Source organism: Streptomyces sp. 7R007 (assembly GCF_054850255.1).
In genome coordinates, this window is the sequence record NZ_JBTWMV010000101.1 from 1 (window position 1) to 12117 (window position 12117).

At 66.0% G+C, this 12117-nt stretch carries 11 protein-coding genes; all 11 read left to right on the forward strand.

Going from position 1 to position 12117, the window contains the following annotated elements; translation table 11 throughout:
* Positions 1-914 precede the first annotated feature (914 nt).
* The 11 genes from ACYF6T_RS43560 (at position 915) to ACYF6T_RS43610 (ending at position 12117) form a co-directional block, all read left to right on the forward strand.
* Positions 915-1226, forward strand: a complete 312-nt coding sequence (locus ACYF6T_RS43560; RefSeq protein ID WP_461703530.1) for a hypothetical protein — start codon at positions 915-917, stop codon at positions 1224-1226.
* A gap of 13 nt (positions 1227-1239) precedes the next feature.
* Positions 1240-5613, forward strand: a complete 4374-nt coding sequence (locus ACYF6T_RS43565) for a DUF6531 domain-containing protein (RefSeq protein WP_461703531.1) — start codon at positions 1240-1242, stop codon at positions 5611-5613.
* The gene (locus ACYF6T_RS43570; protein WP_461703532.1) at positions 5603-6100 is read left to right on the forward strand and encodes an Imm50 family immunity protein; all 498 of its coding nucleotides are present in this window, start codon (positions 5603-5605) and stop codon (positions 6098-6100) included. Before ACYF6T_RS43565 ends, ACYF6T_RS43570 begins: the two co-directional genes overlap by 11 nt.
* Positions 6090-6455 (forward strand): Imm50 family immunity protein, encoded by a 366-nt coding sequence (locus ACYF6T_RS43575; RefSeq protein ID WP_461703533.1) that lies wholly within the window; start codon positions 6090-6092, stop codon positions 6453-6455. The genes ACYF6T_RS43570 and ACYF6T_RS43575 overlap by 11 nt, the downstream gene beginning before the upstream one ends.
* 259 nt (positions 6456-6714) lie before the next feature.
* Positions 6715-7266: a hypothetical protein gene (locus ACYF6T_RS43580; protein WP_461703534.1), complete on the forward strand. Its 552-nt coding sequence runs from the start codon at positions 6715-6717 to the stop codon at positions 7264-7266.
* Positions 7267-7639: 373 nt separating this feature from the next.
* On the forward strand, positions 7640-8299 hold the full coding sequence (locus ACYF6T_RS43585) for a hypothetical protein (protein WP_461703535.1): 660 nt from the start codon (positions 7640-7642) through the stop codon (positions 8297-8299).
* Between the two features lie 534 nt (positions 8300-8833).
* A complete protein-coding gene (locus ACYF6T_RS43590; RefSeq protein ID WP_461703540.1) occupies positions 8834-9073 on the forward strand; it encodes a hypothetical protein in 240 nt (79 codons plus the stop codon).
* Positions 9074-9115: 42 nt separating this feature from the next.
* Positions 9116-9427 (forward strand): hypothetical protein, encoded by a 312-nt coding sequence (locus tag ACYF6T_RS43595; protein ID WP_461703536.1) that lies wholly within the window; start codon positions 9116-9118, stop codon positions 9425-9427.
* A complete protein-coding gene (locus tag ACYF6T_RS43600) occupies positions 9424-10800 on the forward strand; it encodes a putative T7SS-secreted protein (RefSeq protein WP_461703537.1) in 1377 nt (458 codons plus the stop codon). Before ACYF6T_RS43595 ends, ACYF6T_RS43600 begins: the two co-directional genes overlap by 4 nt.
* On the forward strand, positions 10797-11477 hold the full coding sequence (locus tag ACYF6T_RS43605) for a hypothetical protein (protein ID WP_461703538.1): 681 nt from the start codon (positions 10797-10799) through the stop codon (positions 11475-11477). The genes ACYF6T_RS43600 and ACYF6T_RS43605 overlap by 4 nt, the downstream gene beginning before the upstream one ends.
* 7 nt (positions 11478-11484) lie before the next feature.
* The gene (locus ACYF6T_RS43610; protein WP_461703539.1) at positions 11485-12117 is read left to right on the forward strand and encodes a hypothetical protein; all 633 of its coding nucleotides are present in this window, start codon (positions 11485-11487) and stop codon (positions 12115-12117) included.

Consider the following 12117-nt stretch of genomic DNA (forward strand, 5'->3'; position numbering starts at 1 on the left):
CTAGTAGGAAGGTGACGCGGCGGTCGCGTGCCGAGAGAAGCTGCAGGACAGCCCTTTATCAACCTCTTTGTTCACCCTCACGTCGGTGACGACCGCACGGCCTCCGCGCAGCCGTCGGCGTCGAGGGCGCCGACCACATTGAGATGCTCGACCTGCCATGCGGACCGGCTTCGCTTGTGCAGACGCGTTTGACCGCATCACCGCAGACAGGGACAAGCACCCCACGCGAACTGCTTCAGGTCAGGGCTTACGTTCCCGGCTTGGACGGCCAGTGCATCGCGATCCTGGCGCTGGCCACGACCGAGGTGGACCGTGCGAACCAGTACCGTGACCTACTCAGAGACGTCGCCGGTACGGTCAGCTTTCCTTCCTTCCGTGGGCCTATCGGAGGGGAGTGTTTCGTGCACGGCGGCTCCTGCGGCAGTACCCCTGGCAGGTCTGCGAGATGCCCCTGAAGCGCCGCACCAGCAGGTGACGATGGTGATGCATCGCTCCATCTGGTGGGGCGGCCGGCTGGGGAAGCGTGCCAAGCCCGCGCGCAGGGCACAGGTACGGGAGATCCGGTTCGCCGGTGATCCTCGCTTCGCCGCTGTGATCGCCGTACCAGGCCCACGCCGCCTCTACGTGATCCATCAGCGACCGAGCTACAACCCCGGCCTTCCAGCCGATGCCCACGGAGCCGGCTCGGACGCCCTGGAACGCGCGCGCCGCGCCGGCGTTCGCGCATAGAAGGCACCCACGCTGCCGTCATGTCGGCGCCGGCTCGCATAAGGGCTGCCCGGTTACGTCCGCCCTCGGACCGAAGGACACCACTCTTTACTCCTGCTTGTCCCCCGCCATACCTCTCCTATAGCCGTTCTCCCTAGTGTCGTGGGGTTGGCATGTGCACAGAGGGAAGTACGGGGGTGGCGTGCATGTCGGATCTGAAGAAGACGGCGGCGTCGATGCACACGGCGGCGTCGGGACTGCGGTCGGTCGGACAGCACACGGCGAGGCCGTTGCAGCAGTTCGAGGCGCAGTCACGGGACTTGGACGCGCTGGGGGCGCTGGGTTCCCTCCTCGGAGCGAAGAGCGAGATCGAGCAGGGCATGCGGACGCTGACCAAGCTGACGAAGGCCTTGGAGGAGGAGTGGGAGGCGGAGGCGAAGCTGGTCGGTGAGGTCTCCGACGCCTTCGACCTGCTGGACGTACTGATCGCGGCCGAGGCCCAGGCCGGGAAGGGCTGACCCGGACACCGCCATGGTCGATCTCAACCCGCTGCACTACATCAACAAGTTCAACCACATGTTCGGCGACAGCGTCGCCAGTGGCCTGGAGTTCCTGGGCATCTCCGATCCGGCGGTGGACCCGGACGGCGTACGCGAGATCGCCAAGAAGTGGCGGCATCTGGCCACCGGCCTGGATGACGCCGCCGAGGCGGCCCGCAAGTCGCTCGCCGACGTCGAATGGGACGGCAAGGCGGCCAAGGCCTTCAACAAGCGTTCGAAGGCGGCCCGCAAGCAGGCCACGGACATGGCCCATTCCCTGCGGGAGGGTGCCAAGGCGCTGGACGACTTCGCCGACAAGGCCCACGAACTGCTGTCCGAGATCGGGGTGATGCTGGCGGAGATCGCCGAGTTCGAGATCGCCGGTCTGGCCCTGGACGTACTGACGGCGGGCGCGTCGTCAGTGGCCTCCACGCTGATGGCGGGCGAGCGGGCGATGAAGGTCGTCGCGCTGATCGGCCGGATCGAGGAGGAGGGCACCGCCCTGGGCTCCGTGATCCGCGGGGTGATGGAGGTCATCCGCGGTATCGAGCGGGCGCTGCAGGCGCTGAAGGAGGTCCGCGGGGTCGCGTCGGTGGCCAAGATGGCCAAGGGGGGTATGGAGTTCACCGCCTTCCAGACGCTGCTTGAGGACCCGGGCGCGTTCAAGGACCCGCAGAAGCTGGCCGGGCTGCTGGCCGAGGGCGCGGCGATGGGCGTCGGCTTCGGCGTGCTGGGCAAGGCCCTGGGCAAGGGCCTCAAGGCCCTGGGCCCGGCGGCGCTGGCCAAGCTGAGCAAGTCGCTGGGCCTGGACTGCGCGGCCTTCGAACGCCTCAAGCTCAACCCGGGCTTCGACAAACTGCCCGCCTCGGTCCGCACCATGCTCAAGAAGTTCGTGCGGGACCCGATCGACGTGGCCACCGGCGACATGTCCCTCACCCGCACGGATGTGTCCCTGCCGGGCGTGCTGCCGCTGGTGGTGGAGCGCACCCACATCTCCTCCTACCGTTTCGGCGGCTGGTTCGGCCCCACCTGGGCCTCCACCTTGGACCAGCGCGTCCAGGTGGACGAGGAGGGCTTCGTCTACGCCACCGCCGACGGCGCCCGCATCTGCTTCCCGCCCCTCGACCCCCACGCCACCGACCCGGTACGCCCACTGACACCGGGCGCCCGCCTGACCCTGGCCTGGGACACCGAGACCGACGGCGCGGTGCGCGTCACCGACCCGGACACCGGCCTGGCCCACGTCTTCCACTCCCCGGTGCCGGCGGCCGGCGAGACGGCGGTCGACCTGCCGCTACAGCACATCACCGATCGCAACGGCAACCGCATCACCATCGAGTACGCGCGCGGCGACATCCCCTCCGCCATCGCGCACTCCGGCGGCTACACGATCGCCCTGGAACACGACCCGTCCCGCTCCCGCATCACCGCCCTGCGCCTGCTCGACCCCGGCCACCCGGACGGACCCGGCACCACCCTGCTCACCTTCGCCTACGACGAGCACGGCCACCTCGCCCAGGAGGTCAACTCATCCGGCTTGCCGCTGTGTTACACCTACGACGAGACCGGCCGGATCACGTCCTGGACCGACCGCAACGCCACCACGTACTGGTACCGCTACGACGAGGCCGGTCGCGTGGTCGCCACCGGCGGCACCGCCGACGCCCTGGCCTCCACCCTCACCTACGACACCGTCACCCGCACCACGTACGTCACCGACTCCCTCGGCCACACCCGTACCTACGAGCACAACGACCAGCTACGCCTGACCCGCGAAACCGATCCCCTCGGCAACAGCATCCGTCAGGAGTGGGACGCGGACCTGCGCCTCATCTCGGTCACCGATCCGCTCGGCCACACCACCCGCTATGCCTACGACGAGCACGGACGCCTCGTCTCGATCACCCGCCCCGACGGTCAGAAGACGACCACCGAGTACAACGACCTGGGCCGTCCGGCTGTCGTGGCGACGCCGGGCGGTGCCGTCTGGCGGCAGGAGTACGACGAGCGCGGCAACCGGACCGCCGTACGGGACACCACCGGCACCGTCGCTTGCTTCTCCTACGACAGGAACGGGCGGCTGATCTCGGCCACCGACGCGCTCGGCAGCGTCACACGCCTGCGCTGCGACGCGGCCGGACTGCCTCTGGAGGTCACCGATCCCCTGGGCGCGGTCACGCGCTACGAGCGGAACGCTTTCGGCCGTGTCGTCACCATCGTGGACCCGGCGGGCGCGACAACCCACCTGGAGTGGACGGTCGAGGGTCGTCCGCTCAGCCGTACGGAACCGGATGGTGCCGTCGAGACCTGGGCGTACGACGGTGAAGGCAACTGCGTCCGCCACACCGACCCGGTCGGCGGCGTCACGTCGTTCGAGTACACGCGCTTCGATCTCGTCGCCGCGCGCACCGGACCCGACGGAGTACGTCACGCGTTCGTCCACGACAGCGAGCTGCGTCTGACGGGCGTCGTCAACCCGGCAGGCCTCACCTGGACGTACCACCACGACGCGGCGGGACGCCTCGTCGCCGAGGTCGACTTCGACGGCCGTACCCGCAGCTACACCCACGACGCCGCCGGCCGACTGCTCACCCGCACCAACGCCCTCGGCCAGACGGTGCGCTACGAACGCAACGCGCTGGGCCAGATGGTGCGGAAGGATGTCGAAGGACAGGTCACGACGTTCGCCTACGCACCCTCGGGCCGACTCAGCAGCGCCGTCGGCCCGGATGCCGCCATCTCGCTGGAACTGGACGAGCGTGGTAGGCGGCTGTCGGAGACCGTCGATGGCCGGACTCTGAGCTACGCGTACGACGCCCTGGGCCGCCGCACCAACCGCACCACGCCCGGGGGCGCGACCAGTGTGTGGACGTACGACGCGGCGGGCCGCCCCAGCCGGCTCACGGCCTCCGGGCACTCGATCGGCTTCGAGCGGGACGCGGCGGGCCGTGAGACCGCCTTCCGCTTCAGTGAGAGTCTCGCCCTGGCCCACGCGTTCGACGCGGCCGGACGGCTCGCCGAGCAGAGCCTGGTCACGGACGCGGGCGTGCTTCAGCGCCGGGCCTACTCCTACCGCCCGGACGGCGCCTTGGTCCGCATCGACGATTTGCTGGACGGTACCCGGCACGTCGACCTCGATGCGGCGGGCCGTGTCACCGCCGTCCGAGCCGAGAACTGGACGGAGACGTACGCTTACGACGAGGCGGGGAACCTCACCTTCGCGGACTGGCCCGCCACTCACCCTCACCACGAGGCCACGGGACAGCGGAGCTATACCGGGACCCGCATCACTCGAGCCGGCGGCGTCCGGTACGAGCACGACGGCGCGGGACGGATCGTCGTACGCCAGAAGACCCGGCTGTCCCGCAAACCCGATACATGGCGTTACACCTGGGACGCCGAGGACCGGCTGACCGGCGTCGTCACTCCCGACGGCACCCGCTGGCGCTACCGATACGACCCACTCGGGCGCCGTGTCGCCAAGCAGCGACTAGCCGCGGCCGACGACCGGGTCGTGGAGGAGACCACCTTCGTCTGGGACGGTCACACCCTGTGCGAGCAGACCACCACGGCCGGGAACCAGCCGCACCCGGTCGTCGTCACCTGGGAGCACTACGGTCGCCGCCCCCTGGCTCAGACCGAACGCCTCCTCGCCGCCGACGCTCCGCAGCACGTCGTCGACCGTCGTTTCTTCGCCATCGTCACCGACCTCGTCGGCACTCCCACCGAACTCGTCGACGAGACGGGCGACATCGCCTGGCGTACCCGCGCGACGCTGTGGGGGAAGGCGACCTGGAACACCGACGCGACGGCGTACACCCCACTCCGTTTCCCCGGCCAGTACTACGACCCCGAAACGGGTCTGCACTACAACTACTTCCGCACCTACGACCCGGAGACGGCTCGCTACCTCAGCCCCGACCCACTCGGTCTGGCGCCCGCGCCCAACCCGGTGACATACGTCCACAATCCGCAGACGTGGATGGATCCCCTGGGTCTCGCGCCGGGGTGCGGGGAACCCGTAGGGCGCACCTTCGAGGAGGCGAAGGCGCAGGCGTTGCGGGACGCAGGGATCCCGGAGGGAGCGGAGCCTCTGGAGGTCGACAACTACGTTCCGGCCACGACGCCGGAGTGGCAGGGCTCCAAGCAGTTGATGGGCGAGGACCACCAGCCCATCTACTACACGGAAGAGGTCTACGAGCATCCGAACGGCGAGGATCTTATAGTTTTCCAGGACCACTGGTTCGGCCACCAAAAGCCTGGCGAACCCGGTTATCAGGGCCCGCACGTCCATGTACGGCCGTTCGAGGACACCCGCAACGGGCAGGTTCCGGGATGCGAGGAGCATTATTACTATGACCGTTGAGAGTTGTCTCGTGAATCCGGGAACGCTGCTGTCCCTCTACGGCCGGGTTCCTCCTCTCACCGGAGTCCGTATCCGATCGGTCAACCTCAACTGGCGGGGGCCGGCGGTAATCCTCCGGCTTGACATGCCGTTCTTTCCCCATGCGGCGCCGCAGGAGTGGGTCGACGCGGGAATGGACACCGTGCAGTGCCACTTCCAGTTCCTGGCGGTGGCCGGAATCCGCCTCACCCATTGGGACCCGCCGGCCTTCGGTGAGGTCGAGACCGCTCCGTATGGTACGGAACGGCGTATGCGGGTGGCGGTCAAGGGCAAGGGACTCCACCTTGCTTTCGAGTGCAGCGAATCCGTGCGCGTCGGCCATGTGAGCGCCTTCCGCAAGCAGGAGGACGGGTCCGATTCCGGTAGGCACCTCTTCGTCGGCGCGGTCGACGCCCGGCGGTACACGTCTCTTCCGGGAACCGAGGAGAAGACCTTCTATGAGCGCTGACGGAACCTTGCTTCTTCGCTCTCCGGACCAACTCGGAGAACCGTTCTACGTCCACATCGACGAGCGCGGGAACTCGGTGACGCTGGGATTCCTCACCCGAGGCCTTCCGCGGGATGCCCCAGCGGAATGGCGCGAAAAGGGGTTCAACGCCGTCGAGTCCACCTTCGTCTGTGAAGGACTGGCGGAGCTGCGCGTCACGGGGTGGGGAGCGGCCGAGGCGAAGAGTGTCGACGTGGTCGTCCGTGACGCAGGCGTCGAAGTGGTCCTGGGATCCGAGGAGTCGGGCATCAGCTTCAGAGCGCGCACCGTGCGCCTGGCCAGAACCCGCGCCTATCTCGCCTCGGACAGCCCGTGAGACCGCGGCTCCAGCTGACGACGTCCCTGCGGATCAGGACCGAGGGCCCCGCGACCTCCGGGCGCCTCCCGGCGCAGCCGCCCGAGTTCGGCTCGCTCAGCCACCCGCAACCGCCCGCCGACTGCCGCCTCCACGGGCCGGTCGGAGCTGCCGTCCCGTGGCGGCGCCGGCGCGAGACTCCTGTGCAACTCCGAGTCACAAGCGCGTTGCTTGGACCCCATGAAGCCCATGTGCGACCGAGATTGACGGAGAACCACCGTTGCATCACGAAACCGGAGAAATCGAGCGGGAGAAGCGGCGACTGTCACACCGTCCGTCGCCGCAAGAGACGCCGCCTGTCTTGTCGGTCTTCGACGTACGTACGCATTGCCCCGTTGCGGAGTTCGACGCCAGACTACGATCCGTTCTGACCCCCGCCCTTCAGCTTGCGGTGTCACATCCGTTCGAGGGGGAACTGCCCATTGATCCCCTTCCCGACTGGTTCACCGCCGCTACTCAAGGGATCTCGCCGTCCGCCCCGGAACAAGTGAGGCGTGGCGCGGAGCGCTATGCGGCCACGGTGGGCGGAGGCATCTGGAAACCAGGGGAGTGGCTGTACCAATTCGACCCCGAATCCGAGTTCCGGGGCTGGGCCTGGTGGGATCTGACGCAGAGAGGCGAACGTGAGGCGCGCATCTGGGTCGACTCATGGGGCGAGTCCTTCTTCGCCTGCGACGAACTTCGGTGGCTAGCCTACGTTTCCGGCGCCGAGGAAGTAACCGGCCCGACCCTTGCGCGATCTGCCGACTGGATTGCGGCGCTGGACTCCTGAACGATCGCTGGTGAGCCAGGAGCGGCTACTGCATGAGGGGTAGCCAGGACGCAAGGCGGAAATGGATGGCTGCGGCCATCAGTACCTTTTGCAATGTCCTGATAGAGGGGCGGCGCCAAGGCAAGAGGGTTCACCATCAGCTGCGCAACGCCGGTGGTGCTGCTTTGCTTCTTCATGAGTGGAACGGCTGCTTCACAGTTGCCCGGCACCGGACAGTCGTCGCGTTATGCAACTGTGACGCCTCAAGAGGGTGCCGGCGAGACGGGTTTGGCCGGCTAACCTCCATAGGTTGACAGGCTCTCGCTGGTGTCACCGGATGCCCCGGATAGCTTTGGTTCGCTCAAGAGAAGCCTCGTCTCACCGGGAGTCGACCGTGAACCGCCGCCCCACCTTGCTCGCAGCGATCGCGCTGACCGCCACTGCGGCCCTGTCGCTGTCCGCGTGCGGAAGCGACGACAACTCCAAGGGTAAAGACGCCGACAAGATCGCGGGGGCCGACACCGGCAAGGAGGTCTCGGCTTCGCCGACGGTCCCCACTTCGACGCAGGCTGATCGCCCCAACATCGAACTCCCCTCGGATTTGACCTACGCGTTCGACTGGCCCAAGACCGGCGACGCGAACAAAGATGCCGTCCTGTCCGACAGTGAGCAACTCATCAAGGCTGTCGACATGGCCATCGCCGATCAAGATGCGCTCAGCAAGGCGTATCGGTACTACTCCGAGGGTGAGGCGGCAGCCGGGAGCCAGGAGTTCGTTCAGGACTTCGTGGATCACAAGAATCGCGTTACCGGAGTCAAGCATTACTTCAACGCGAGGGTCGACCTCAACGGTGATGGGACGGCGGGCCTCGTCTACTGTGAAGATCAGACAAAGGCTTATAATAAGAGCATTAAAACGGGCAAGGTCACTGTTACTCAGCCATCCGAAGATGATTACGTCCTCTATGCTAGTCGGCTGAAGGTCAACAAGCAGGGTGTCTGGATTACTGAGACGCTGTCATCGCAACGGGGAAATGCCGCATGTCAATCCTGAAGTGCCGTGATTCAGCGACCGTGATCGTTGCAGTCGGTGCTCCTTTTCTGCTGTTCCCCGTCTCTGCTTTTGCGGTACACGGAAAAGATGATAAGACGAAATGGCAACCCGGACCCTGCGGCCTCCGCCGAAACCGATGGTAACGGCAAGGTCCCGGTGTCGGTCGGTGGTGTGGTCTTCGACCGTTCGAAGACCGGCAGCGCGTGCAGTACAACGCGAACGACCCCGACAAGGCGTTCAACAAGGACAAGAGCGGCAAGGGATATTGGTGGGGCTCGTGCGTCAACGAGAGCTTCCCTCCGAGGTGGGATGCGAGATCGATCCGGGCACTTCGGATGCGGTCACCTACCCGGCTTCCGGTGTCTGCCGGTTCGACAACGGCCGCATCGGTGAGCCGTATGCGAAAGGCAAGGCCAACGAGACGCCGCCCTGCGGTGTGAAGGCGAGCCGAATGCGCAAGAAACTCGGCGGGGAAATTCGCGCGTTACGCGTTACAGCGTTACCGGCGAAACCGAGTCGACGGCGAGAAACCGAGTGGGACCAAATCCCGCGTCGCCGAGAAAATACCCGGGGGGGCATCCTCCAAGATCATTTTTAAAAATTGCCGACGCCTACCTGCGCTCCTCCGGCGACGGCACCTACCCCCTGAAGGCCACCCTCACCTGGAAGATCCACTGGACCGGCACCGGCGTCCCGGGCGGGGATCTCCCCGACGGCACCTTCGGCGCCACCCAGAACGTCGTCGTCCAGGAAATCCAAGCCGTCAACCGCTGACATCCGTGGCGAAGAAAAGCACGTCAGAAACAGGTACCGCCCATGGCTGACCGTCTGAAAGTCGACGGCACCGAGTTGGACAAGTTCTTCAAGGATCTGAAGAAGGCGCGGGACTCTTTCACGTCCTTACAGAAGGTGTTGCACGACCCGGGCGTCAACGGCCTGGGCACGGACGACCTGGACAGGGCGTGTGACGAGTTCCAGGAAGACTGGCGTTACGGGGCCAAAGAGATCGGCGAGCAGATTCAGGAGCTCACGGATATCGCGAAGAAGGCCAAGAACGACTTCCACGAGGTCGACTTGGCCTTGGAGGAAGCGCTGGAAAAGGCGCGGCGAAATGGTGGGAAGAAGTGACCATTCCCACTGCCGACTCGGAGCGGCCGCAAGGTTTGAAGTCTGATCCCGGCGTCGACAACCCGTACACGCACATCGGGTTCAACCCGGCGCCGGGCAGCACGCACTTGGTACGTGACGTCCATCGTCACCTGACCAGCTGCGCGAAAGAAATGGAGAAGACGCACTCCAAGGTCACGAAGTTGATGGACGGCAGCTATTGGGAAGGCGACGCGGCGGTCGCGTTCCGAGAGAAGCTGCAGGACGGTCCTCTTCCGATCAACCTGAAGAACGGCACGCACTCCGTCCACAAGGCCGCCAAGCAACTGGATCTGTGGCTCACGGAGCTGGAGGATTTCCAGCGGCGCGCCAAGAAGCTCGACGGCGAGGCCAAGCATGCGCGAGAGGCGCTGGAGCGAGCGCGGGGGCATGCCGACAAGGCGAAGAACGCCCCCGCGCTGGACAAGGGCAAGGGCCGGGACTACGACGACGCCCACTCAGCCCTGACCAAGGCGAACACGGTGGTGAAGACGGCCCAGGAGGACCTGGACGACGTACTCCGCCGTGCCCGTTCACTGGCGACTGAGCACGAGGACACCGCCCGCAAGCGGGCCCGGCACATCAGCGACGCCACGCACAAACTGGCGCCGCATGAGCCGAGCGCGTGGGACACGTTCACCGACTGGGCGGCAGACAACCTGCCCGACATCCTCAGCGCCTGCGCGGCCGTACTCGGGGCCATCGCGCTGCTGGGCCTCACCGTGGTCGCACCCTGGGTACTGTTCCTGGCCGCAGGTCTGCTGAGCGGCGTGGCCTTCGGCCTCCGCCTCAGCGATCCCGAGGTCATGGCGTCCCTGAAAGACGGCCTTACGAAGGGCGAGATGGACGTTGAGTTCTGGAGCAACGCCCTGGGAGTCGCGGGAGATTTCTTGGGCATGCTGCCGGGATTGGGAGCGGTCTTCAAAGGGCTCATGAAGACTCCCGAACTCATGTCCACGATGTCTCGGGCAGTCGGTGAGGCCGATGAAGTGCTGACGCTTGGCCAGAAAGTGGCCAGGGCCGGTTCCTTGAGCTGGTCGTCCATCAAGACAACCGGGACGTCCATCAGGACGGAGGCGGCTGCGGCCGAAGGCGCGGTGAACATCCTGGCTCATCCCAGGGTGCTTGGTGGGCGATTGGCACCGATCGTGGAGAAGATCGACAAGCCGGCGACGTATCTCGGAGCCGGTACGGCTGTCTACGGCGTCGCCAGCAGCCTTGTGAGCAGCCTCGACAGCGACGGGGCCAAGACTGCAACCAATCTGCTCGACGGTCCCAGAACGTTGGGCATTGATCTGCCGGCCACAGTGGGTGCGCTGCACTTCTTCATCTCAGGTGCAGGTGAAGCGTCATGAGTAGCGCTCCCTATCTGGTCGATGAATCCGCCATGAGCGAGGACGCGGATGTCTGGTTCGCGATGCCTCCGGGATTCGTCCCGCTTCCCCTGCCTGATGTGGTGGAGGTGGCCGACGGCATGACTGAGAGAGTGCGCCCGGGGAACGCGCTGAGTCCGCTTCTGGATGCGTTCAGCGATGCAGCGGCTCAGCGCCGGCTGCTGACTGACCTCGGCCCTGTCGCCCGTATGGCCCGCCTCCTGCTGGGAGTCGGGGCGGTGCACTGCTGTCTTGGTGTCCATGCAGACGACGAGGGTGATGGGAGGCCGCTTCTGTCCCTGTTCACCCTTGCATCACGAACGACTGATTGGGCCTCACGCAGCGTTCTGGCGGCCCGTGCCGCCGCAGGTGCAGAAAACGCCCGGCACATCGAGATTCTCGATCTACCGTGCGGCCCGGCCTCCCTGGTGCAGAGCGTCCTCAGCGCTCCAGCGGAGGCGGGACCGTCTCTCGGGCGAGAACTACACCAGGTCACTGCCTATGTTCCGAGTCTCGACGGTCGGCGCATCGCGATCCTGACGCTGGCCACGACGGAAGTGGGCCGTGTGCATCGCTACCGTGCCTTGCTCAAGGACATCGCCGCCACGGTCAGCTTCGACAACCCGCTTGCGGACGTATCCGATGACGTACCCGACTAGGACTGACATGCCCCCTACGCACCACCTTGCTGCCTGGGACGATCCAGCAACTCGTCAGGCATGGGTGAAACTCATTGCCTGCGCTGTTCTGGGCCAGCTTTTCTGGCCCCTGGCGTGGGCCGGGCTACTGGCGTGGTACGTGGGCATGTCGATCGCGTGGACGTTGTGGCTCTTCTTCGTCCCGCTGCTGTACACGTTCTACCGGGCCTTTCTCCAACCCGCCTACATCTCGTGGGCCTTCCATACGCGTCGCATTCTGCGTGTCTACCCCTGGAAAGTGATCGAGGCCCCGGAGAGCGGTATCGGCGGGATTTCCGGTGCCACAGCGGGAGATGTGTGGCTCGGTCTTCCTGATCCCGAGCGGCCGGGGGACACGATCGAGGTCATCTTGCGTGTGCACGTTCGATCCATGTGGTGGAGGCGGCGTCTTGGGCGCGGTTACACCACGGAGAAGACTGCACAGGTCAGGGAGGTCTGGTTCGCGGGGGACCCCCGCTTTGCCGCCGTCATCGCGGCTCCTGGCCCTCGTCGTCTACTTGCGATCCATCAACGCCCGAAGGACAAGAACGGTTTCGCCGACCCTTACGGCGCCAGTCCGCAAGCACTTGAACGTGCGCGTCGTGCCGGTGTTCGCGTGTAG

Coding starts and splice junctions, on each gene's coding strand:
- ACYF6T_RS43560 (WP_461703530.1), top strand. CDS start 915: ATGTCGGATCTGAAGAAGACGGCGGCGTCGATGCACACGGCGGCGTCG.
- ACYF6T_RS43605 (WP_461703538.1), top strand. CDS start 10,797: ATGAGTAGCGCTCCCTATCTGGTCGATGAATCCGCCATGAGCGAGGAC.
- ACYF6T_RS43595 (WP_461703536.1), top strand. CDS start 9,116: ATGGCTGACCGTCTGAAAGTCGACGGCACCGAGTTGGACAAGTTCTTC.
- ACYF6T_RS43565 (WP_461703531.1), top strand. CDS start 1,240: ATGGTCGATCTCAACCCGCTGCACTACATCAACAAGTTCAACCACATG.
- ACYF6T_RS43575 (WP_461703533.1), top strand. CDS start 6,090: ATGAGCGCTGACGGAACCTTGCTTCTTCGCTCTCCGGACCAACTCGGA.
- ACYF6T_RS43610 (WP_461703539.1), top strand. CDS start 11,485: ATGCCCCCTACGCACCACCTTGCTGCCTGGGACGATCCAGCAACTCGT.
- ACYF6T_RS43570 (WP_461703532.1), top strand. CDS start 5,603: ATGACCGTTGAGAGTTGTCTCGTGAATCCGGGAACGCTGCTGTCCCTC.